Origin of the sequence: Flagellimonas amphidinii (assembly GCF_013090115.1) — a bacterium.
GTDB lineage: Bacteria > Bacteroidota > Bacteroidia > Flavobacteriales > Flavobacteriaceae > Flagellimonas > Flagellimonas amphidinii.
Genome location: NZ_JABFNN010000027.1, coordinates 44,492 through 67,079, shown reverse-complemented (window position 1 = coordinate 67,079; position 22,588 = coordinate 44,492). Strand labels below are relative to the sequence as shown.

At 37.3% G+C, this 22,588-nt stretch carries 20 protein-coding genes, 2 tRNA genes and 1 pseudogene; 14 read left to right on the top strand and 9 right to left on the bottom strand.

Annotated features, from left to right (window positions below):
• The first annotated feature begins 30 nt into the window (after positions 1 to 30).
• From HJC33_RS17475 to HJC33_RS04875, 4 genes are all read left to right on the top strand, one after another.
• A complete protein-coding gene (locus HJC33_RS17475; protein WP_171657686.1) occupies positions 31 to 675 on the top strand; it encodes a response regulator in 645 nt (214 codons plus the stop codon).
• Positions 656 to 2,506: a sensor histidine kinase gene (locus tag HJC33_RS04885; protein ID WP_171657684.1), complete on the top strand. Its 1,851-nt coding sequence runs from the start codon at positions 656 to 658 to the stop codon at positions 2,504 to 2,506. Before HJC33_RS17475 ends, HJC33_RS04885 begins: the two co-directional genes overlap by 20 nt.
• A gap of 63 nt (positions 2,507 to 2,569) precedes the next feature.
• On the top strand, positions 2,570 to 3,295 hold the full coding sequence (locus HJC33_RS04880; protein WP_171657681.1) for a hypothetical protein: 726 nt from the start codon (positions 2,570 to 2,572) through the stop codon (positions 3,293 to 3,295).
• A gap of 56 nt (positions 3,296 to 3,351) precedes the next feature.
• Complete coding sequence (locus HJC33_RS04875; RefSeq protein WP_171657680.1) at positions 3,352 to 3,903, top strand: hypothetical protein; 552 nt, start codon at positions 3,352 to 3,354, stop codon at positions 3,901 to 3,903.
• A 120-nt stretch (positions 3,904 to 4,023) separates the two neighbouring features.
• Here the strand turns inward: HJC33_RS04875 and HJC33_RS04870 are convergent, their stop codons facing one another.
• The gene (locus HJC33_RS04870) at positions 4,024 to 4,278 is read right to left on the bottom strand and encodes a hypothetical protein (protein WP_171657679.1); all 255 of its coding nucleotides are present in this window, start codon (positions 4,276 to 4,278) and stop codon (positions 4,024 to 4,026) included.
• A 135-nt stretch (positions 4,279 to 4,413) separates the two neighbouring features.
• Positions 4,414 to 6,255, bottom strand: coding sequence for a cation:proton antiporter (locus HJC33_RS04865; protein ID WP_171657678.1), 1,842 nt, complete (start codon positions 6,253 to 6,255; stop codon positions 4,414 to 4,416).
• Positions 6,256 to 6,506: 251 nt separating this feature from the next.
• On the opposite strand from HJC33_RS04865, the gene HJC33_RS04860 reads away from it, so the two are divergent.
• The 7 genes from HJC33_RS04860 (at position 6,507) to HJC33_RS04830 (ending at position 14,933) form a co-directional block, all read left to right on the top strand.
• A complete protein-coding gene (locus HJC33_RS04860; protein WP_171657677.1) occupies positions 6,507 to 7,367 on the top strand; it encodes an MBL fold metallo-hydrolase in 861 nt (286 codons plus the stop codon).
• Between the two features lie 34 nt (positions 7,368 to 7,401).
• The gene (locus HJC33_RS04855) at positions 7,402 to 9,051 is read left to right on the top strand and encodes a S8 family peptidase (RefSeq protein ID WP_171657676.1); all 1,650 of its coding nucleotides are present in this window, start codon (positions 7,402 to 7,404) and stop codon (positions 9,049 to 9,051) included.
• A gap of 1 nt (position 9,052) precedes the next feature.
• Positions 9,053 to 10,906 carry a M1 family metallopeptidase gene (locus HJC33_RS04850; protein WP_171657675.1) on the top strand — a complete coding sequence of 618 codons (1,854 nt, stop codon included), beginning with the start codon at positions 9,053 to 9,055 and terminating at the stop codon, positions 10,904 to 10,906.
• Positions 10,907 to 10,991: 85 nt separating this feature from the next.
• Positions 10,992 to 11,390 carry a ribonuclease P protein component gene (gene rnpA / locus HJC33_RS04845; protein ID WP_171657674.1) on the top strand — a complete coding sequence of 133 codons (399 nt, stop codon included), beginning with the start codon at positions 10,992 to 10,994 and terminating at the stop codon, positions 11,388 to 11,390.
• Positions 11,374 to 12,999, top strand: coding sequence for a S41 family peptidase (locus HJC33_RS04840; RefSeq protein WP_171657673.1), 1,626 nt, complete (start codon positions 11,374 to 11,376; stop codon positions 12,997 to 12,999). The genes rnpA and HJC33_RS04840 overlap by 17 nt, the downstream gene beginning before the upstream one ends.
• Before the next feature lie 97 nt (positions 13,000 to 13,096).
• Positions 13,097 to 14,332, top strand: coding sequence for a DNA (cytosine-5-)-methyltransferase (gene dcm, locus HJC33_RS04835; RefSeq protein WP_171657672.1), 1,236 nt, complete (start codon positions 13,097 to 13,099; stop codon positions 14,330 to 14,332).
• Positions 14,322 to 14,933: a hypothetical protein gene (locus HJC33_RS04830; RefSeq protein ID WP_171657671.1), complete on the top strand. Its 612-nt coding sequence runs from the start codon at positions 14,322 to 14,324 to the stop codon at positions 14,931 to 14,933. Before dcm ends, HJC33_RS04830 begins: the two co-directional genes overlap by 11 nt.
• A gap of 3 nt (positions 14,934 to 14,936) precedes the next feature.
• Here HJC33_RS04830 and HJC33_RS04825 read toward each other — a convergent pair whose 3' ends face one another.
• Genes HJC33_RS04825 through rpiB form a run of 3 tightly spaced genes read right to left on the bottom strand, consistent with a single transcriptional unit; the run spans position 14,937 to position 16,734 of the window.
• Positions 14,937 to 15,377 (bottom strand): GNAT family N-acetyltransferase, encoded by a 441-nt coding sequence (locus HJC33_RS04825; protein ID WP_171657670.1) that lies wholly within the window; start codon positions 15,375 to 15,377, stop codon positions 14,937 to 14,939.
• Positions 15,377 to 16,300 (bottom strand): cation diffusion facilitator family transporter, encoded by a 924-nt coding sequence (locus HJC33_RS04820; protein ID WP_171657669.1) that lies wholly within the window; start codon positions 16,298 to 16,300, stop codon positions 15,377 to 15,379. The genes HJC33_RS04825 and HJC33_RS04820 overlap by 1 nt, the downstream gene beginning before the upstream one ends.
• 2 nt (positions 16,301 to 16,302) lie before the next feature.
• The gene (gene rpiB / locus HJC33_RS04815) at positions 16,303 to 16,734 is read right to left on the bottom strand and encodes a ribose 5-phosphate isomerase B (RefSeq protein WP_171657668.1); all 432 of its coding nucleotides are present in this window, start codon (positions 16,732 to 16,734) and stop codon (positions 16,303 to 16,305) included.
• A gap of 590 nt (positions 16,735 to 17,324) precedes the next feature.
• Between rpiB and rnr the strand changes: the two genes are divergently transcribed.
• The 3 genes and pseudogenes from rnr to HJC33_RS04800 form a co-directional block, all read left to right on the top strand.
• Positions 17,325 to 19,508: a ribonuclease R gene (gene rnr / locus HJC33_RS04810; RefSeq protein ID WP_171657667.1), complete on the top strand. Its 2,184-nt coding sequence runs from the start codon at positions 17,325 to 17,327 to the stop codon at positions 19,506 to 19,508.
• A 51-nt stretch (positions 19,509 to 19,559) separates the two neighbouring features.
• Complete coding sequence (locus HJC33_RS04805) at positions 19,560 to 20,240, top strand: head GIN domain-containing protein (protein ID WP_171657666.1); 681 nt, start codon at positions 19,560 to 19,562, stop codon at positions 20,238 to 20,240.
• 6 nt (positions 20,241 to 20,246) lie between these two features.
• Positions 20,247 to 20,903: pseudogene (locus tag HJC33_RS04800) on the top strand (LysE family translocator); the annotation flags it as partial.
• A gap of 34 nt (positions 20,904 to 20,937) precedes the next feature.
• Here the strand turns inward: HJC33_RS04800 and HJC33_RS04795 are convergent.
• The 4 genes from HJC33_RS04795 to HJC33_RS04780 form a co-directional block, all read right to left on the bottom strand.
• Positions 20,938 to 21,008 (bottom strand) — tRNA-Cys (locus HJC33_RS04795).
• Between the two features lie 92 nt (positions 21,009 to 21,100).
• Positions 21,101 to 21,172: transfer RNA gene (locus HJC33_RS04790), tRNA-Cys, on the bottom strand.
• 62 nt (positions 21,173 to 21,234) lie between these two features.
• Positions 21,235 to 21,591: a dihydroneopterin aldolase gene (gene folB / locus HJC33_RS04785; protein ID WP_171657665.1), complete on the bottom strand. Its 357-nt coding sequence runs from the start codon at positions 21,589 to 21,591 to the stop codon at positions 21,235 to 21,237.
• A 43-nt stretch (positions 21,592 to 21,634) separates the two neighbouring features.
• A complete protein-coding gene (locus HJC33_RS04780) occupies positions 21,635 to 22,585 on the bottom strand; it encodes a PorP/SprF family type IX secretion system membrane protein (RefSeq protein ID WP_171657664.1) in 951 nt (316 codons plus the stop codon).
• Positions 22,586 to 22,588: the final 3 nt, after the last annotated feature.

The following is a 22,588-nucleotide window of genomic DNA, read 5'->3' as shown; positions in this document are numbered from 1 at the left end:
GTAAATTACTGTGCTTAGCGAAATGCCACAGTGAAAAACACAAAACAAAAGGTCATTATTTGCGAAGATCATCAAATTGTAGTTGATGGTCTTAGTTCCATAATAACTGGCTTTAGCGAATTTGAAGTTATAGCGACAACTGCCGACCCCTTGGAATTGGAAAACCTGATATCAAAGGGACAACCCAACATTTTACTACTCGATTTAAACCTTCCAGGAAAAAATGGCTTCGAAATCTTAAAAGATTTACGTGTTAAAGATTCCTGTTTGAAAGTCCTCATATTGACCATGTACAATAAAAAATCAATTGTTCAAAGGGCCGTCAAAGAAGGGGCAAATGGGTTTTTATTGAAAAACTGCTCTTCCAATGATCTTTACTATGCACTAGAGCACGTAACTCATGAAAAGGGTTTTTACCATGGCGAAGGTGTTGTAACTGACAACCACGCAATAAACCTTAACGGAGACGGTTTCTATAAAAGCATCCATCTTACCAAAAGAGAAAAAGAAATTATCACATATTTATGTGATGGTAAAAAAGTCCCGGAAATAGCTTCGAAAATGCACATTAGTCCACTTACCGTTGAGACCCATAAAAAAAACATCTATAAAAAACTGGGTGTGGATAGCAGCACTAAACTTGTAACTTTTGCGCATGAAAACAAGATTATTTAGTCTTTCTTTTCTTGTTTGCTTATTACTGGTGTTCATAACCAATTCCATGTATGCCAATGACACCTTAAAAATCACATCAAAAAAATACCATGAAAACTTAAGGCAGCTTACTCCATTATTATTGACCAAACAAGCTATAGGTTCATTTTCAATGGAAAGTCTACACCTTTTCCAAGTTAAAAACGACGATAGATCATTTTACTACTTGGATTTTGATGCAACTAATGCCTATTCAAAATTTTCAATCAATAACACGCTAAACCAATCTACAAAAACAATCATTTCATTCTCGTATCCTTTTCTGGAGGATGTTTCGCTATACAGGTTTTCTGAGAATGGTCTTGTTCTTTTGGATAGAACAGGGTTAAAAAGCAAGAAAAAATCCTCAGGGAGGAAGTGGCATATTGCTTTAGACCTTCTCCCCAATGAAACGACCACTTATTATTTGGTCTTTGGTAAAGCAAAAGGGAAACCCATCTCTTCAGAAGTCCAGCTAATGGATTCTTCCTCCTACGAACAATCCAATACCATGGAACATTTAGGAATAGGTGCTTACTTTGGACTTATTCTATTGTCCCTCATTTTTTCGCTTTTTATTTTCTGGCTTATCAGAAAATGGGCTTTTGTTTTATATGGTTTCTATTTAGTGGTGCTTTCTATTTTTATTGGTTCCTATTTGGGGTATAGCAATATGATTTTGCCTGGCCATATTCTTGAGGTTGGCAAAACTATATATGTACTTTCCATAGAACTTTCCACCATTCTTTTTGTGCTTTTTGCACAACACATCTTGCAGGCCAAAAAATACATGCCTAAGCTCAAAAGGTTTGTTGAAATAATTGTCCTCTTCCAAATAGTCTCCAGATTGGGACTTCATTTTCTCTACAAATCAGCCTTCAATATACATACAGAGGTATTTATGAAGTTTTGGTATTTTACCATTTTGCTGTTGGTGTTATCTGTTATTGTGCAAATCATCATATACATCATACACAACCCAAAAATTGGATCTTATTTTGCCTTGTCTTTCTTTTGTATGGCAGCAGGTTCAATACTGGTGTTGCTACATCATAGTTTTGGGGTGGTAAGCGCCTCTGTTTTTGGGCTTCCCACAATTCTTTACGCCTCTACTATGGAATTGCTCTTGCTTACGGTGACCATTTCCTTAATTCTAGGTAAAATCTATCAAGATCGCAATGTGCTGGCCAAAAAATTGGTGGTACAGCAACAGCAATTTCTAAACGCTTTTTTACAAGGTCAGGAAGAGGAACGAAGCAGAATTGGCAGGGAGTTGCACGACAATATTGGCAGTAAGATATCACAGCTCAAACGTACTTTTGAATCAAAATTTTCTGACCAACTACTTGAAAGTAGTTTCGATGCTATTTGTGAAAACGTTCGCGATCTTGCCCATCATATAACTCCTGCGGAAATTTCATTGGTCGGACTCCCCGCAGCCATCCAAGATTTAACGGAAACCGTTGAAAAAACAGAAAATTTCCAGATTCACTTTAGCTCTTATGGCTTTCCCGAAGAGTTGGATGACCATACTGCTACCCATATATTTCGCATTGTCCAGGAGCTGCTTCAGAATGTGGTTAAACATGCAAAAGCATCATTGGTGACCATTCAGCTCTTTGGCCATGAAAAGTCCGTTGCGCTAAGTTTTGAAGATGACGGCATTGGTCTCCCCAAAAAAGGAAAACCCAATGGGTTGGGCCTACAGAACATTCAACATCGAGTGGCCCAAATGAAGGGGGAATTTTTATTGGATTCCAAAAAAGGGGAAAACACCTCTGTTCTTGTTATAATTCCCACAAAAAATACCTGAGTTCCGGTATTGCCTTTTTATGGTTTAATGGCTCTCTTTGATTTAAACCAAAATCATCAAAAAATGAAGCCGACAATTTCTTTCTTAATATCAACTTTTCTAGTCCTTACCTTACAATTCGTTTCCGCCCAGACCGGATCTACCTTTGCAGAACTTCAGGATATACAAAGTATATCTCTTAATGAACCCATAGCATTCGTTACATCAGAAAATTACATCGACAATTCTTTATTGACCAATAGACCGATAAACGTTTCCGCTCTTAATGACATATCTGGGTATAATGCCTTTGAAAATAGCTTCGGCGTTGATACTGCGGATGACTTTATGCAAAATTCATCTTCAGGAGCTGCGGATAGGGGTTTCCGCGCCAATTTTATGGCTGGACTTCCCACGGGTACAGAAAGCGATTACTTTAAACTTAAGCTGGCCGTTTTTGCCTACTACTATATGACCGTTTTTGCCAATGCACAGGTGTTTGGGGGTGTGGGCTATACCCAATTCATGGGAAAAGAGACCAATGGTTTCAAAACAGAAGACAACCCCTTTGTTCCCTTTCAACTTGGAATTAGATACCATTTGGTAAAAAACTTTGGGGTTTGGGGAGCCCTGGGTTATGCAATCGGAACCAATAAATCCTATGACGTTAACGGTTTCATTTATTCTTTAGGCCTCTTTCACGTCATAAATGACATCTTTAACGCAATATTTGATTACAGTAGTATCTCTGTGGAAGGGGGAAGCTTTAATGCCATAAGCGCAGGGGTCGAGGTGAATTTGGGCTTTTAAAAACATGGATGGCTTTCTGCTATTCAGTAGTACATCAACTCAACAACATTTCTAATATGAAAAACACAAAATTATTTTTCTTTCTAATTCCAGTGGCCTTGTTATTTTTTGATACGACATTCTGCACGGCGCAAAAAAGAAATCAGTCAAAACAAGAAACTCTCGTTGCAGTTTCCACCATTTCAAAAGATGAATTGGCCAATTCCACACATCTTGGATTGAGCGTAGGGATTCCCTCTGGAAATCTGGGAGATGTAAGTTCTTTCTCCTATGGAGTTGTTGCAGGATACAAATTTGGCGTGACCAAAAACCTAAGTGCAGGTCCAGAAGCGGACTATACACATTTTGTCGGCAAGGATAAAAATATAGAAGGTTTTGGGCTGATTTCCGCTAGTGCACGTATAGACTATTCGTTGTCCAAAAAATTTGGGGTTGGTGGCAACTTGGGATACGCTTTCTCTTTAAAAGAGAATGGAGGCAATGACCTTTATTTTTCATTGGGGCCCAGATGGAGAGTGGGCAAACGCAAACATATCATCATTAGGGCTGAAATCGCTTTTCGCGGATCGGATTACGAATTTAGGGGCAGGGTAATGAGGTCTTGGTGAAATGGGGCGCTATGCCATTATTTCAATATTAAAAGAATAAAAAAGCGAATGCGTCAACTGGTTGTCTTCAACTTTGTTGAAATCTGATTGACCAGAAAAAAGTGTCTTGGCGCATTCTTTTTATTGAATCTTTCCAGAAATACAACAAGATTTCATATACTCCTCAAAAGTTAAACCAAGGTCTTCTATTTCTTGGGACGTGTATTTTAAACTTTCTCCTGCCGAACTGATAAGGTATGTTCCATCCCCATTATCGCAAAACTTAACTTTTTGCGTTTGGATTATGCAAGAATCACAATTGGATGCTTCATCCTCTTTAGAGCAACCAAAAAGCAAGACAATTGCCCAAAGTAACAGTAGTAAATATATTCTCACTATCTTAAGATTTAGGTCATTCGCTTAAAAGCAACCCAAATCTATAAAGGGTTAAGTAACTCAATAGGAGGCGATTGACGTATACGCCATACGAATTGATGTAAACAAATAAACTAGAGGATGAGAGGAATAAATTTAAGAAACGAGTTGCCCGTTAGCATCAAAAGCCTTTCCTAGATATACCAATTTATAACCCTCTCCTTTGAGCTGAAAATCCTGACTATTGGCCTGAATAATTTCAAGACTGCCATTGGGAGATTTGGTAAATACTGGCACAATATCTTTTTCTTTTTTTGCAACCTCCATGAGATTGTCATAATGTTGCTTGTCAGTAACGTCAATCTCCTGAATGGATGGGTAACTACGAATAATTTCCATTAAGTTGATAAAATCATCTGTAGGAGAAAATAAGCCTTCTTTTGGGTTGTTATCAGGATTATTGACCTCCTCTGTGTTCACTAATCGGAAGGCCCCATTTTCTCCAAACTGTTTTTGAAATTTGTTGATTGCAAAATTATTGATGTCCGCGTTTCCAGTAAGCGCCATCAAATATCCCATGTCGTTAAGCTCAATATTATCTGTCAACGTATCTGAAAAGATATCTGCTGTAATAGCTTCCAATCCAAGCTTTTTAGCTTTATCAACATTGGTTTGATTATTGTCGATCAAAACCACATGTCTATTGTTCTTTTTTAAATAGTTGGCTATAATTCTAGACAATTTAGATGCTCCAATTATCAAAATTCCTTCGGATTTCTTCAAGAACACCCCCACTAGCTTTGCAAAAAGCCTGGCTGTTGTTGCGTTGAGCAATACGGTTCCCAAAACAATCATAAATACCAAAGGGGTAATGTATTCTGAACCTGGTTCTCCCTTTGCCAACAATTTCGAACCAAATAAAGAGGCAATACCGGCGGCCACGATACCTCTTGGGCCCACCCAGCCTATAAAAAGCTTTTCATTGAATTTTAAATTAGACCCTTGGGAGCTTAGAAATACTCCAAGAGGTCGAATAATAAACACAATTACAGCAAAAAGGGCCACAGAGTTCCAATTATAGATCAGTTGCATATCGCCAATATTAATATTAGCAGCCAAGAGGATAAATAAAATTGATATCAACAGGACACTGAGCGATTCCTTAAAGTATAGCAACTCCTTTAAATTGGGCAGATTCATATTGCCCAATACCATTCCCATGACCACCACCGCCAAGAGGCCAGATTCGTGAGCGAACAAATCAGATTCAACAAATACCAACAAAACCACTGAAAGAGAAACTACATTTAAAAGGTAATGTGGAATAAAATCTTTTTTGATCGCAAATGCCAATGCATGTGCAAATGTGAATCCGAAAGTTGTTCCAAACAACAAGATCTTTCCAAATTCTATAAGAGCCGTTTTGGTAAAGGCCTGTCCTTCCCCAACACTGATAAACTCAAAGACCAAAACCGCAACCAATGCCCCTATCGGGTCTATGAGAATACCTTCCCATTTTAACACAGCAGAAACATCCTTCTTTAATGGAATATTCCTCAAAATAGGTGTAATTACCGTTGGTCCTGTAACAATAATCAATGCTGAAAACAAGAAGGATATTTGCCAAGAGAGCCCAAAAATATAATGGGCTGCCACCCCTGCGCCAAAGAAAGTCACCACAGTTCCAACCGTGATTAGTTTAGTGATAACTGGTCCTACATTGGCAATTTCAGACCTTTTTAGCGTTAATCCTCCTTCAAAAAGAATAATACTGATGGCCAAGGACACAAAATAGTATAATCCATCACCGGGGAAAAGCCCTTTGGTACCATTCCAAATAGGCTCAATGAGTTTTGCACCATCCTCGGTATATAATGTGGCCACAGGGCCAACCAATAATCCAATTAAAATCAAAGGTAAAATGGCAGGTAATTTAAATCTCCAAGCCACCCATTGTGCAATAATGCCGAGAATAATAATTCCTGCTAGTTCTAGCATTGATTTAGTTTTTTTGAAATTTACAGTTTTTCTTCAAATAATGGTCAATAATTCTTTTCTGCTAATTTTTATAGCACTAATTAGGCGTTTTTTGAAGATAATCTCCATTCTAAATAGCTGGTAACCATATCAAAAAAGCCATAAAAAGAGTTACAATCAACCCAAATTTGTTAAAATAGGCCCAATAAATCCTTTCTTTTTCTCCTTTTGCGTTGCTCTTTTCTTATTTTGCATGCCATTTGCTTTTCTGAATGACAATTTATCCCATAGAGACTGGTAATTTTAAATTGGATGGAGGCGCCATGTTTGGTGTCGTCCCAAAATCCATTTGGAACAGGACCAATCCAGCAGATTCCAAAAATATGATTGAGCTTGCAGCTCGATGTCTTTTGATTGAGGATGGAAATCGTCTCATTTTAATAGATAATGGTCTTGGGAACAAACAATCTGAAAAATTCTTCAGTTACTACTATCTCTGGGGGGATTATTCCTTGGACAATTCTTTAAATAAATTGGGTTTCCATAGGGATGATATCACCGATGTATTTCTTACCCATTTACACTTTGATCATTGCGGTGGCAGCATTCAATGGAACAAGGATAGAACTGGTTATGAACCTGCTTTTAAAAATGCGCGTTTTTGGAGTAACAAAGGCCATTGGGATTGGGCCATCAACCCAAATGCCCGTGAAAAAGCATCGTTTTTAAAAGAAAACCTATTGCCCATTCAAGAAAGTGGGCAATTACATTTTGTGGAGCATTCACAAGATACTTACATGAAAACTTCCCCTCTGGGGTTTGGTATTCTTTTTGTGGATGGACATACAGAAAAACAAATGCTCCCCCATATCAACTATCAAAACAAAACCATAGTTTTTGTTGCCGATTTAATTCCTACCGCTGGACATATTCCTTTGCCTTACGTAATGGGATATGACACCCGTCCCTTGCTTACGCTAAAAGAAAAAGCCGAATTTTTGAACACTGCTGCAAAAAACGATTGGTTATTGTATTTTGAACACGATGCGCATAACCAACTGTGTTCACTCAAACAAACCGAAAAAGGAGTGCGGCTGAACGAATTGTTCTCCTTTAATGAAATATTCAAATAACAATAAAGTTTTACATTGCTATAATTACATATTTATGAATCGAAAATATACTCGAATACCCTTTACTGCTATTTCTGCTTCCATATTTCTTATGGGATGTGGAGCCACTACCTTAGTTTCTACTCCCGTTGAAAACATAGATGCCGTTCCTCTTAAAGTCTCTGAGCTAACCGAAGCTCAGAAAAAGACTTGGGGCCATGCAGACCTAATCGCTGATACCATCCCTGGAATGAGTGTTGATAAAGCCTATCGTGAAATCATCAAAAACAAAAGTGGAAAAACCGTTGTTGTAGCAGTGGTGGATTCTGGTATTGATTTAGAGCATGAGGATTTGGACGATGTGCTTTGGACCAATAAAGGGGAGCGTCCCAATAATGGAAAGGATGATGATGGCAATGGATATATTGATGATATTCACGGATACAACTTTTTAGGTGAGGCCTACAATGAACAATTGGAGTATGTTAGAATGCTACGGTTGGATATTGGAGATGCCTCCCAAAGGGCAAAAGCAAGGTTAAAATTGGATGAAGCATATCCAAAAGCTCTTCAAAACAAGCAGCAATATGACCAAATTTTCCAAGTGGTGAAAAATGCCGATGAAGCTGTTAAAAAAGAATTGGGCAAAGATTCTTACACCAAAAAAGAATTGATGGCCATAGAAGCCAAAACGGAACAAATGCAGCAGAACATTGCAATTCTAACGCAAATGTTCGCATACGGTGACAGTATTAAAGAGGTTATGGAAGAATTGAATGAAGGCATCACCTACTTTACAGATCAGGTCAATTATAACCTTAATAAGGATTTTGACGGTAGAGCTATTGTTGGCGACAATCCTTATGATATAACCGACACTGATTACGGCAATGGAAATCCCAAAAACCGTGTTGACACCGAAAGCCATGGAACCCATGTAGCGGGAATCATTGCTGCTGAAAGAAATAACGGAAAGGGCGTCAACGGTGTGGCCAAAAATGTTCAAATAATGAGCATTAGAGCAGTTCCCAACGGTGACGAATACGATAAAGATATTGCTTTGGGCATTCGATATGCAGTGGATAATGGTGCTAAAATCATTAATTGCAGTTTTGGAAAATCCTTTTCCCCTTATGCGACATGGGTATATGATGCCATCAAATATGCAGCTTCAAAAGATGTGCTTATTGTTCATGCAGCTGGTAATGATGGTCATGATTTGGACAATCCTGAGAATCCAAACTATCCAAATGACCATAAGTTTGGAAACGTTGAAATTTCAGATAATGTGATTACCGTTGGTGCTTTGGCCAGTAACTACGGTTCTAAAATGGTTGCCACTTTTTCCAATTATGGCAAGCAAAACGTAGATGTTTTTGCCCCAGGGGACGATATCTATTCCACTCTGCCCAACAATGATTATGATTTTCAGGGTGGGACTTCAATGGCAGCACCTGCTGTTGCCGGAGTAGCTGCCTTAATTAGGTCGTATTATCCACAACTTTCGGCAAGACAAGTAAAACATATTTTGATGCAATCAGGCCTGCGTTCCAAAACTTCTGTAATTGTAGCTGGAGATGCATCCAAGTCAGATACTTTTGATAAAATTTCCAAATCTGGGAAAATGGTCAATGCGTACAATGCATTAATTTTGGCTGAGAACATTTCCAAAGGAAAAACCACATTGTCTAGCAATACAAAATAACATGAAGCGTTTTCTTTCACTCCTTTTTTCAGTTTTAGCTGGGTTTTTGATGCTTTCAGCACAGAATAACACTGGATATTGGCAACAACACGTAGATTATACCATGGATGTTACCATGGATGTTGAGACTTTTCAATATGGGGGAACCCAAAAGCTGGTCTATACCAATAATTCCCCTGATGAATTAAGCAGAGTTTATTATCATTTGTATTACAATGCCTTTCAACCCGGCAGTGAAATGGATGCTAGACTTCAAAGTATAAAAGACCCTGATGGTAGGATGATGGAAAATGAAAAAAGTAGGATTGCCTCGCTTTCTGAAAGCGAAATGGGCTATCTGCATGTGGAATCCTTGCTTCAAGATGGCAAAAAAGTGACCTTTGCTGAAGAAGGAACCATTCTTGTGGTTGATTTGGCAATACCAATTCCTTCAGGAGGAAAAACCACTTTAGAAATGACCTTTAAAGGGCAAGTACCCTTGCAAATCCGTCGTTCTGGAAGAAATAACAGAGAAGGAGTGGCCCTATCCATGAGTCAGTGGTACCCTAAACTATCTGAATATGATTTTGAAGGATGGCATCCCAATCCATATATAGCTCGTGAGTTTCATGGGGTTTGGGGCAACTTCGATGTAAAACTTACCCTAGACAAAAACTATGTTGTAGGTGGTACAGGCTATTTACAAAATCCCAATGAAATAGGACATGGCTACGAAACACCAGGAACAAAAGTTAAAACCAAGGGCAAAACGTTGACTTGGCATTTTAAAGCGCCGAACGTACACGATTTCATGTGGGCCGCAGATCCAGATTATATTCATGATACTTTACAAGTGCCGGATGGACCAACATTGCACTTTTATTATAAAAACAATCCAGAAATTATAGAAAACTGGAAAAAGCTCCAGCCAAAAACTGAAGCGGCCATGAAATTCTTCAGTAAAAACATTGGTAAATATCCTTACAAGCAATATTCTGTGGTACAAGGTGGCGATGGTGGAATGGAGTATGCCATGAGCACACTTATTACAGGAAACAGACAGTTTTCCAGTCTAGTGGGCGTAATGGCACATGAAATGGCACATTCTTGGTTTCAACATGTTTTGGCGACCAACGAATCCAAATACGAATGGATGGATGAAGGCTTCACTACTTTTATCAGCAGTTTGTGCATGAATGAAATTATGGAGCAGAACAAGGAAAACCCTTTTGAAGGTTCTTACAAAGGTTACTATGCTTTGGTGAATTCCGGCTTGGAAAAACCACAGACTACGCACGCAGACCGTTATACCACCAATTTTGCCTACGGAATTGCCGCTTACAGCAAAGGGTCTATCTTTTTGTCGCAATTGGGCTATATCATCGGACAGGGTAAATTAATGGAGACCATCAGAAAATACTTTGATGATTTTAAATTCAAACATCCCGTTCCAAATGATATCAAAAGAACTGCTGAAAAAGTTTCAGGAATGGAATTGGATTGGTATTTAACTGATTGGACCCAGACTACCAATACCATTGACTATTCCATTAAAAGTGTGGAAGCAGAAGGTGGTAAAACTAAAGTTACCCTTGAACGTATTGGGGACATGCCCATGCCGTTGGATATTTTAGTGGTAAATGCGGATGGCAATCAAGAAACCTATTACATTCCTTTACGTATGATGCGTGGGGAAAAGGACAATCCTTATCCTGCCTTGAAAAGAACTGTTCTAGAAGATTGGGCCTGGGCTTATCCCACTTATGAATTTACAATAGATACACCTGTTGATGAGGTAACGGCCATTGTTCTGGATCCTTCTCAACTCATGGCAGATGTAAATGGGGAAAATAACGTATATCAGGCAAAACCATAGGATTCATAGCTGTTAAGGTTTTTACCCGTAACTTGCCAATGGCATAATTATTTTGTCCCCTAAAGGGGACATTATTTGTATATCCGTGGAAAAATCTGAATATTTTACTTTCCAAAAAAACGAAAAACTCAAAAGCAAAAAGCTCTTCGAAACCCTTTTTGCAGATGGAAGCAGCATTCATAAATTTCCTGTGAAATTGTTGTATATCCCCTCTTTATTTGATGATGGTGCCAAAATTAAAGTGGGAGTTGTTGCTCCAAAAAGAAAGTTTAAAAAAGCGGTGCACCGAAATAGAATCAAACGATTATTGCGAGAAGCGTACCGGCTGAACAAGCCCCTTATTTTTAACAACATGGAGGGAAATTTTGCGTTCTTATTTTTATACCTTGGTGACAAGATGCCCAACTTCGAAGAAGTAGATGGAGCAATGAAGAATGTCCTGGAGGCTTTTCTTAAAAAAGAATTCCATGAAAAAAATACTTAATAAGAAAATATGGGTCCCCGTTTTGGCCGTTGTGGTTTTGGTGGGCGCTAGTAGTTTTAAGAGTGATTTTTTTGAAATTGCCAAGCAAATTGAAATTTTCACCACTTTGTTCAAAGAGCTGAACATGAACTACGTGGATGAGACCAATCCTGCAGAGTTGATGGATTCTGCCATAAAAAACATGTTGGATGAGCTCGACCCTTACACCCAGTTTTTAAATGAACAGGATGTTGAGGCCTATAAAATCAATAATGCCGGCGAATATTCTGGAATTGGGGCCTTAGTGCGGTCCTACGAAAGCAAACTTCTTATTGTAGAGCCTTACAAAGGATATGCAGCAGACAAAGCCGGCCTTAAGGCCGGGGACGAAATCATAAAAATTGGAGAGACCAAAGTTTCTGATTTTGATGATGATGCAGGGGAATTACTTAAAGGCGCAAACAATACCACGGTCAATGTAACATTTGTGAGACAGGGGGAAACCAAAACAACAACCATTACTCGAGAAGGAGTTGAAGTGGATGCTGTTCCCTTTTACGATATGATCGATGACAAGACCGGGTATATTGTACTTTCCCGTTTCAATAGAAAAGCATCTAGCCAGACCAAATCTGCTTTACAAGACCTAAAAGGAAGAGGCGCTGAAAAGTTGGTACTGGACCTTCGTGGAAATCCGGGCGGATTGCTTTCAGAAGCTATTAATGTGACCAATTTATTTGTTCCGAAGGGTGAATTGATTGTAACCACAAAATCCAAGGTGAAAAAATTCAATCAAGAATACAAAACCAGAAACCAACCCGAAGATTTAGAAATGCCTTTGGTAATTCTAGTTGACGGAAGAAGTGCATCTGCCAGCGAAATTGTATCTGGCGGTCTTCAGGACTTGGACCGTGCCGTAATAATGGGCGCCAGAAGTTTTGGAAAGGGATTGGTTCAACGGCCATTAAAACTTACTTACGGAACTCAGTTAAAGGTTACTATTTCCAGATATTATACCCCATCTGGGCGTTGTATTCAAGCTTTGGACTATTGGAACCGAGATACAGAAGGTAATGCGGTTAGAAATACAGAATACAAAGAGTTTACCACTAAAAATGGCCGTAAAGTTCAGGATGGCGGTGGTGTTATGCCCGATGTTGAAATTGCTTCCCTAAAGTCGAACACACTTATTGATGCGCTACAACAAAACAATATTCTCTTCGATTTTGCTACCAATTTCTATTATGACCACACCTTCAATTCAGTAGATAGTTTTACATTTTCTGATACCGATTACGAAGTTTTCAAAGCTTATGCCCAAGAGCAAAGCTTTTCTTTTCAAACTGAAACTGAAGAATTGTTGGAACAGTCCATCAACAACGAAGAACATTTATTGGGCCCAGAAGTTCAAGAAAAATACAAAGACCTGCTTTTGACGGTAAATCGCGGAAAAATTTCTGCTTTGAACACTTTTAAAAAGGAAATAGAGAAAAAATTGGAAGATGAAATTATCAAAAGGTATTTTTATCGCGATGGCCTTTACAAGTATTATGTAAAACACGATGATGCCATTTTAACAGCAAAGGCACTGTTGGATGATTCCTCTAAATACAATGCCATTTTAAGGTAAGGAAGTATCCTTCCTGCTTCATCTTGCTTAAATCAACTGAAAACCTCTATTCATCAACACTAATGTGATTGGTTGTTGAATTATACTATTTTTGAACATGCAACAACTCAAGGTTTGTGAACTTTTTGCAGGTGTCGGAGGTTTTAGATTGGGCCTTGAGAATACAGGTCATTACAACGTTGTGTGGAGCAATCAATGGGAGCCTTCCACAAAAATGCAGCATGCCTCCATGGTTTATGAAGCTCGTTTCGGAGCAGAAAACCATTCCAACAGCAATATTGAAGAAGTTGAAACCTCTGCAATCCCAGACCATGATATTTTGGTGGGTGGTTTTCCCTGTCAGGATTATTCTGTCGCCACCAGTTTAAAAAATTCCAAAGGTTTGTTGGGTAAAAAAGGGGTGTTATGGTGGTCTATTCACCGAATTCTTTCTGAGAAAAAGAAAAAGCCCAAATATCTTTTTTTGGAAAATGTAGATCGTCTTTTAAAATCGCCAAGTTCACAAAGAGGTCGAGATTTTGCTGTTATGCTCGGCAGTTTAACTGATTTGGGCTATGCTGTGGAATGGCGCGTGATTAATGCGGCCGAGTATGGAATGCCTCAGCGCCGAAGGCGAGTTTTTTTTCTGGCGTATCACCAGTCAACCAAAATTTTTAAACAGATGAAGAAGTCCAATCCAAAGGATTGGATTTTGGAAGAAGGCACCATGGCATCAGCATTTCCTGTTGCAAATACTACTCAAAATCTAGTATCTTTTGATTTGGGTGCTGATTTGGTTTCCATTTCTGAAAATTTTAATGTGGAAAAAGGGCTATCGCCTTTTTTAAACTCCGGTATTTGTATTAGTGGTAGAATATCCACTTTAAAAACCGCATCTTATTATGATGGGCATCGTGTATTTCTTTCCGATGTGTTGGAAAACGGCTCAGCTAGTCCAGAACTCTTTATTCCTGAAAGTGATTTGCCCAAATGGCAATATTTAAAGGGTTCTAAAAAAGAAATCCGTAAAACCAAAGCAGGTTTTCAATATAATTACAGCGAAGGAAGCATGGTGTTTCCAGATGCTGTTGATCAACCTTCCAGAACTATTATTACAGGAGAAGGGGGCAAATCCCCATCCCGTTTTAAACACGTGGTCCAGACCAAAAAAGGACTACGAAGACTTTCTCCCTTGGAATTGGAACGGTTGAACATGTTTCCGGATAATCACACCAAATTAGATGGTATTTCTGATACCAAACGTGCATTTTTTATGGGAAATGCCTTGGTCGTGGGCATTGTGGAAAAGATAGGTTCCGAACTGTTTCGGAAAATAACGCAATTTGAAAAGTAACTTTCTTTCAGACTTAGCCAAAGAAAAGCAACTCTCCCAATTATTGGATGTTTATTATAATAAACATTTAAAATGCTATGATTTTGACCGGATTTCATCCCTAAAAGAACAAAATCTGGGGATTGATATCGTCTTAAAACACAAAAATTCCAAAGCTATTTACTTTGTTGATGAAAAAGCTCAGCTGGACTACATCAATGAAAGTTTGCCCACTTTTGCTTTTGAGCTTTTCTATGAAAAAAAAGGTGTCCAAAAACAAGGTTGGTTATTTGATGATACCAAAAAGACCCATTTTTATGCGCTGGTGACCAGTATTTTTTCTGATGTGGTGCATGATGAGTTCACTTCTTGTAATATCACTTTAGTGAACCGGCAAAAACTTATTCAACACTTAGCTAGTTTAGGACTTACAAAAACATTTTTTGCTGCATTGGTTGAAAAAAGAAAGGATGTTCACGGGAAATTGGAATTGGAAAAATTAAGCTGTAGAAATGAAGGTTATTTATATTTCTCCACTAAAAACAAAGCAGAAAAACCCATCAATCTTATTTTAAGGTTGAATTATCTGATTGAAATTGGGGTGGCTAAAAGATTGGTATAATTTTTAAGTTTTTAACATCCTCACATGCGGAATCCCATCCTCCAGATACTCTTCGCCAAAGGATTCAAATCCTAATGTTCCATAGAATTTTAGCAAATAGCTCTGAGCAGAGATTTCTATAGGTGTTTTTGGGTCTTTTTCTTCAATTGCCGTTAAGGTTTCTTGCATAATTTCTTTGCCAAAACCATATTTTCTTTGGTTTGGTGCCACTACTACCCTGCCAATGGAAGTATTTTTAAAATAGTCCCCCGGTGCAAACACTCGAGTATAGGCCACCAATTCTCCATCTTTTTTGCCCAATACGTGCATTGCTTTCTGATCTTTATTGTCCAAATCTTGGTACACACAATTTTGCTCCACCACAAAGACCTCGCTTCGTAAACGTAGAATTTGATAGAGTTCTGTGTTAGATAGTTCATTAAAGGTTTTAATCGTTACTTCCATCAATCTTGTACTATGATGTTCTTGGAATCACATTTATCAAATTCTGGTTGGATATTTACATGGTTGATTCCGTGTTTATGGTACACATGCTCTTCTATCCGTTCTAAAATGGCATCAAATTCGGATAGTTTTATGTCTTCTTTAAAATCGATATGGGCTTCCATATGAACTTCATCTTCATTCAGTTGCCAAATATGAACATGGTGTACGTTCTTTACAGGTTCTATGGTACAAATAGACTCCACAATTTCTTGAATCACTATGGACTTTGGTGTGAACAACATTAAAACTTTAGTGGATTCTTTCAACAAATCATAACCCATATAAATTAAATAAATGCCTATGGCCATGGTCAAAACAGCATCTACCCAATACACTTGGAAATATTTCATCAAAATTCCACCAACCAGAACAGCTACGGAAGCCATCATATCCGTCAACAAATGCAAATAGGCCGACTTCATGTTCATGTTTTCTTTGGAATCCTTTTTCAATAAGAGTACACTAAACCCGTTGGCGGCAATTCCTATCAATGAAAGCCAAATAACTAAATTCGATTCTATTTCTTGAGGTTTCAATAAGCGTTCAACAGCCTCTTTCATCAAAATAACAGCAACAACAATTAGGGTAGCCGCATTAACAAAGGCTGCCATAATTTCTGCCCTTTTGTAACCAAATGTTTTATGACTGGACGCCTTTTTTCGACCTAAAAATGCGGCTATGTAACTAATAATTAATGAAAGTACATCGCTAAAGTTGTGCAGTGCATCTGATAAGAGCGCCAGACTTCCTGAAACAAGTCCACCAATTACCTGTGAAAAAGTAATAACAATGTTTAATACTATGGAAATTAAAAGGTTTCTTCCTTTTACGTCTTTATGGGAATGCGAATGAGAGTGACCATGGTGATGATGGTGCCCCATATTTAGCTGCAGGGTATTTTTTCTATTCTCCGTTCGTGTCTCCCTCCTTCAAATTCGGTATTCAAAAAAGTTTCTACCATATCCAAAGCTTGGGGAAGCGCAATGAATCTTGCTGGTAAGCTCAAAATGTTTGCGTCGTTATGTTCTCTTGCCAAAGCAGTTATCTCTTTGTTCCAACACAAAGCACCTCTAACTCCTTGGTGTTTATTGATGGTCATGCTGGCACCATTACCGCTTCCGCAGACCACTATTCCCAAATCAACTTTACCTTCTTCAACATCACTTGCAACAGGATGTGCGAAATCTGGATAATCTACACTATCTGTACCATCTGTACCATAGTTGATAACTTCATAACCTTTTGATTTTAATAGGCCTACAATAGCCAATTTGTAATCGGTTCCTGCATGATCGTTCCCTATAGCTATTTTCATATCGTATGTGTTAAAAAGGTATATTACAAAGGTACAATTCTTTTTATGGAGACCTGTTTATAAAAACTGCTAAATACTTGCATCTATTTTAAAAACAGAGTATTATAAATATGTATGTTTTGTTGATTATTTTAAGAAAAATAAGAACAATTGAATTTTGATTTTTGAAAAGAATGTTCCAATACAAATAATTTATTAATGTTCAACTGATATTTCATTAAAAATTAATCAACCATTACGAAACATTTAAATGCTGTAATTAACATTAGAATTACATTTAATTTTCAATAAATTGATGTTGAAAACGGTTATCAAAAACAGTGTATAAAAAATCTAATTCTTTGATTTTGAATTAAATTTGCAATTGAAAAAATGTGAACAAAAACTTTTACCTGTTCAAAGCAACATTTTTAAGAAAAAATTATCCCACATTTCAACATACAATCATCATCACCATTTTTATTTAAAATTTTAAAAGAAAAAAAATATAGTATGAATTATTGTTGATAACATTCTTGATTTTAAGAATAGTTATGATAGCTAATTCTTCAAGGATTATAATTTGTACTTTCATAAAAATTATAGTGTAAATGTCAAAGAAAAAGAAGAGGGCAAGAAGTCAGCGCAAGAATGAAATTACAAAAGGCATTTTTACTGTACTGGAAAAAGAACCGAACAATAGTTTCAATTATAAGCAAATTGCAGCTAAACTTGGTATAACTGATACCCAAGATAGAAATAACCTAATCAAACGTTTAGGACAGCTTAAAGCAACAGATAGAATTGTTGAGGCCGAGCGCGGCAAATACCAAAAGAAACCTTCTATCCATACTTGTTTTACAGGTAGGGTCGATTTAACCTCAAGTGGTAATGCATACATTTTGGTTGATGATTTAGAGGATGATGTCTTTGTTCCCAACAGTAGATTGAACAAGGCTTTCCATGGTGATTTGGTTGAGGTTTTTATGAAACCAAGTAGAAAAGGTAAAAAACCAGAAGGGGAGATATCCAGTATTTTAGAACGAAAGAAAACAACTTATGTAGGTATTGTTGATAAGCAAAAAACATTTGCTTTTGTAAGACCAACAGACCCTAGAATGTATACTGATATTTTTATTCCCATAGAAAAATTAAAGAAAGCAAATGATGGAGATAAAGTATTGGTACATCTTGGAGATTGGCCAGATGATGCAGATTCACCTTATGGTGAAATTGTAGATATTTTGGGTACACCTGGTGAGCACAATACTGAAATTCACTCCATTTTGGCAGAATATGGACTGCCTTATGAATTTCCTTACGAAGTGGAACAATATGCCAAAACCTTGGATACTTCCATAAAAGAATCTGAAGTGGCCAAAAGAAGGGATATGCGAGATGTTTTAACCTTTACCATAGACCCAAAAGATGCCAAGGATTTTGATGATGCCCTTTCTTTTCAAAAGTTGGAAAACGGCAATTATGAAATAGGAATTCACATTGCTGATGTCTCTCATTACTTGCAGCCCAATACCGTCTTGGATGAAGAAGCGTATGATAGGGCCACATCAGTTTATTTAGTGGATAGGGTGGTTCCCATGCTTCCTGAAGTGCTTTCAAATATGGCGTGTTCCCTTCGCCCCAAAGAGGAAAAATATACATTTTCCGCTGTTTTTGAGATGGACGACAATGCCCGTCTGATCAATCAATGGTTTGGAAGGACTGCAATCAATTCCAATGAGCGTTTTGCTTATGAAGAAGCACAATATATTATTGAAACAGAACAGGACACCATTCCAGCAGAAATTTCCATTAGAGGAAAAGAATATACAGTGAGTTCTGATGTAGTAGAAGCAATTCTTACGTTTGACAGGTTGGCTAAGATAATGCGTAAAGCTCGTATGGATGCAGGTGCTATTTCTTTTGATAAAATTGAGGTAAGATTCAATTTGACAGAAGACAATGAACCTGAAAGTGTTTATTTTAAAGAAGCAAAAGATGCCAATAAACTGATTGAAGAATTTATGTTATTGGCCAATAGAAAGGTGGCAGAATACATAGGTAAACAAAAGAAAACATTTGTCTACCGAATCCATGATGAGCCAGATGAAGAAAAATTAATAGCCTTAAATGGTGTAATATCTAGATTTGGACACAGTATCAATTTAAGAGATAGAAAAAGTATCAATAGTTCCTTAAATCAGCTATTGGAAGATGTAAAGGGAAGAAAAGAACAAAATTTGGTGGACACTTTGGCCATCAGAAGTATGAGCAAGGCCATTTATACTACAGAGAACATTGGTCACTATGGTTTAGGATTTGAATATTACACCCATTTTACATCACCAATTAGAAGATATCCTGATGTAATGGTCCATCGTTTGCTACAACACTATTTAGATAAAGGAAAACAACCCAATGCAGCACTTTATGAAGAGAAGTGCAAACATTCTTCAGATATGGAGCTTTTGGCAGCCAATGCGGAACGGGATTCCATTAAGTATATGCAGATTAAGTTTATGGAAGACCATAAAGACCAAGAATTTTTAGGTGTGATTTCTGGAGTTACTGAATGGGGCATTTATGTAGAGATTGTGGAGAATAAATGTGAAGGGATGGTTAGGATAAGGGATATCAAAGATGATTATTATGTTTTTGATGAAACTCAATATGCCATTGTAGGCGAAAGGTTTAAGAAAGTGTATCAATTGGGTGATGAAGTTTATGTTATGGTTAAGGATACAGATTTGGTCAAAAGACATTTAGATTTTTCGTTGATTGGTAAAAAAGAATAATACTATTTTGGAACAAAGTTTGTTATCCTATTGATAACCAATTTAAATAGTATGAAACCACTTACACTACTATTACTTCTACTTACACTACCTGTATTTGGAATACAAGAAGAAGACCGTATTCAGAAATTGGAGAAATTTTCTGAGGTAAAAGGTTTTGATGGACTTTCCATTACTTTGATTAAATCTGATGAAAACAAAGCAGTTATTTCTGGAGCCAATACCCAAAAAGTTGCTGTTGTGAACAATGATGGGGTTTTGAAACTTCGTATGGAAATCGATAAAATTTTTAGTGGATATCGAACTTTCATCAATTTATACTATACAGAGGAGCTCAAAGTCATAGACGTGAATGAAGATGCACGGATATCATCTAAAGAAACCTTTGCGCAAGAAGTATTGGAACTCAAAGCACAAGAAGGAGGAGAATTAACTTTGGATTGCCAAACAGAGCAGTTATTGATAAAAGCGGTTACAGGAGGGGAAATACAAGTCAAAGGTTTTTCCAACAATCAAGATGTAATCATCAATACAGGAGGAAGTTATGATGGAAAAGAATTCAAAACAAAATTTACTACCATTGCTGTCAATGCAGGAGGAAATGCAGAAATTTATGCAACTGATTACGTAAAGGCCAATGTAAAAGCAGGTAGCGAAGTTTTAGTTTATGGAGACCCTTTAAAAATGGATGAAAGAACTGTTTTTGGTGGGAAAATAATAAGAGTGGAATAAATTATTATGATTGATGATATTCAAGCTGCGATTCCTTTAGGGTTCTTATTGAGCTTTATGATAGGTCCTGTTTTCTTTGTTTTGTTGGAAACCAGTGCAACAAAAGGTTTTAGAGCAGGGGTTAGCTTGGATATTGGGGTTATTCTTGCGGATATTGTCTTTTTGTTGATTGCTTACTTTACCAGTTTTCAATTATTGGAAAACCTAAGTAATCAACCAGGTCTTTTTGTGTTTGGGGGAATGATTCTTTTGATTTATGGAATAGTGATTTTTGTAAAAAAAGAATCAAAAAAAGCTAACCTAAAAGCTTCAACTGGCACATATTTGGGTCTGATGGCCAAAGGGTTTTTACTTAATTTCATCAATATAGGAGTACTCGCTTTTTGGTTGGGTCTTATTGTTATTGTAGGGCCAAGTTTGGATAATAGTCCTAATAGAATTCTTCTCTTCTTCGGTACAGTAATAGCGGTTTATTTTGCTACGGATTTGGTAAAAATTATACTAGCTAAACAATTGAAAAGATATCTTACCCGAGAACGAATAGTACTGATTAAAAAAGGATTGGGTATTATTTTGATCATTTGTGGAATTATATTGATTACCAAAGGATTTTTACCCAAAGATAGGTTCGATATCCAAGAAGGATTGGAGCGAATTAGTGAAACAAAAAAACCCAACGAAAAGTTGGGTCTTGTTGAGGCATCGAGCGGATTCGAACCGCTGTACAAGCTTTTGCAGAGCTGTGCCTAGCCACTCGGCCACGATGCCATTTTACCAGACGGCAAAGCTATAAATATTTTGTGAATTTTTTAGATAGCTCCGATCTAAATGTAAGTTTATTTCTTTGGGAGCAGTTTTAGAGGCATCGGGTGGATTCGAACCACCATAAAAACCTTTGCGAGATTTTGTCTATCCAATTCGACCACAATGCCGTTTTTAGTGTTGGTAAATTTAGGAAAAGTAAAATTTATCTATAATATTAGATTACAGTATTTTAACGAGAATCTGTGAGTTTTACCGAAACACTTTCCACATCGCCACCAATAGGAGGATTAATTTTTGAAACCTCAACATTAATGGTATTCACTTCTGGTATTTCAGAAAAAATACGATCAATGATACGTTTGGCAACATGCTCTAAAAGATTGGAACGAACAGCCATTTCGTCCTTTACAATATTATTTAAATGAACGTAGTCAACAGTATCGGTAAGTTTATCAGATTGTGAAGGTTTGGATAGGTCTGTTGTAACTTCCAAATCAACCCGGTAATCACTACCGATCAGCATTTCTTCTTTGAGACACCCATGGTTGGAATGTACTCGAATGTTATTTAATTTGATTTTTCCCACAGTAACGGATTATGCGGGACAAAAATAGGAGAAAACCTCCAAATCAATACATGCACCTACAGTTACTAATACCTTGGAACAAATCCATACCCACAGTTAAAACATGAGTACCAGTACTATACCCTAAAATTTCATTGGTGATGACTTGATAGGAGTAACCAAAATAGAAATTGCTTTTTTTCAAACCAGCAATTGGAGCTATGTAAAGAGGTGTTCCTAATTGGTCATTCAAAAAACGATAGGTAAGCCCTACATAATAATAGTCCTCAAAATCGTGGAACCTGAATTTGGCATTCAAATCGGTAACGGAACGACCATCACTTTCAAACCATTGAAAGAATACAGATGGTTCTAATTCCAACTTGCTATTTTTATTTTTTGAAATGCTATAACCTGTGTAGATATAATAATTCCTTAAAGTATTCGGTTCAAAAACTGGATTGAACTGTGCCAAGTCCTTATTTAAAACATTTGAAGCATTTACACTAAAATAGAACTTGTTATAGCGGTAAAGAACACCAAGATCAAAGTTATGGTTGGTTGTAGCTTTATCATCTGTTGGAAGCTGTCCGTTATTTTCTGTAAAGTTTTCTACGTCAATCCTAAACTGGTTAAAATTATAGGATATTCCAAAAGAAAGAAAAATGTCGTCATACCTATTCAAAGTTAAGTGGTGCGCAAAAGAAACTCTTGCCCCTCTTTGTTTGGTTTCTCCATTACTATCATTATATAAAAGCATTCCCAATCCAGACCTGTTCCCTATTCTTGCATCCGCGGCCAAAGTCTGGGTGTCTGGGGCATCTTCGATACCTACCCATTGGGTAAGGCCGTTTAGCCGAACCTTTATATGATCTCCAATACCTGCATAGGTTGGGGACATTAAAAAGGGATTATCTGCAATGTATTGTGAGAGTTGGGGTACAGTAAGTTCTTGGCTTTTGGCACTAAAAGCCAGAAGAACTAAAAAAATGGTTATATATGTTTTTCTTAACATGGT

Coding starts and splice junctions, on each gene's coding strand:
- HJC33_RS04840 (WP_171657673.1), top strand. CDS start 11,374: ATGAAAAAAATACTTAATAAGAAAATATGGGTCCCCGTTTTGGCCGTT.
- HJC33_RS04805 (WP_171657666.1), top strand. CDS start 19,560: ATGAAACCACTTACACTACTATTACTTCTACTTACACTACCTGTATTT.
- HJC33_RS04850 (WP_171657675.1), top strand. CDS start 9,053: ATGAAGCGTTTTCTTTCACTCCTTTTTTCAGTTTTAGCTGGGTTTTTG.
- HJC33_RS04885 (WP_171657684.1), top strand. CDS start 656: ATGAAAACAAGATTATTTAGTCTTTCTTTTCTTGTTTGCTTATTACTG.
- dcm (WP_171657672.1), top strand. CDS start 13,097: ATGCAACAACTCAAGGTTTGTGAACTTTTTGCAGGTGTCGGAGGTTTT.
- HJC33_RS04820 (WP_171657669.1), bottom strand. CDS start 16,300: ATGGGGCACCATCATCACCATGGTCACTCTCATTCGCATTCCCATAAA.
- HJC33_RS04780 (WP_171657664.1), bottom strand. CDS start 22,585: ATGTTAAGAAAAACATATATAACCATTTTTTTAGTTCTTCTGGCTTTT.
- HJC33_RS04875 (WP_171657680.1), top strand. CDS start 3,352: ATGAAAAACACAAAATTATTTTTCTTTCTAATTCCAGTGGCCTTGTTA.
- HJC33_RS04880 (WP_171657681.1), top strand. CDS start 2,570: ATGAAGCCGACAATTTCTTTCTTAATATCAACTTTTCTAGTCCTTACC.
- HJC33_RS04825 (WP_171657670.1), bottom strand. CDS start 15,377: ATGGAAGTAACGATTAAAACCTTTAATGAACTATCTAACACAGAACTC.
- rpiB (WP_171657668.1), bottom strand. CDS start 16,734: ATGAAAATAGCTATAGGGAACGATCATGCAGGAACCGATTACAAATTG.
- HJC33_RS04865 (WP_171657678.1), bottom strand. CDS start 6,255: ATGCTAGAACTAGCAGGAATTATTATTCTCGGCATTATTGCACAATGG.
- HJC33_RS04855 (WP_171657676.1), top strand. CDS start 7,402: ATGAATCGAAAATATACTCGAATACCCTTTACTGCTATTTCTGCTTCC.
- rnr (WP_171657667.1), top strand. CDS start 17,325: ATGTCAAAGAAAAAGAAGAGGGCAAGAAGTCAGCGCAAGAATGAAATT.
- HJC33_RS04860 (WP_171657677.1), top strand. CDS start 6,507: ATGACAATTTATCCCATAGAGACTGGTAATTTTAAATTGGATGGAGGC.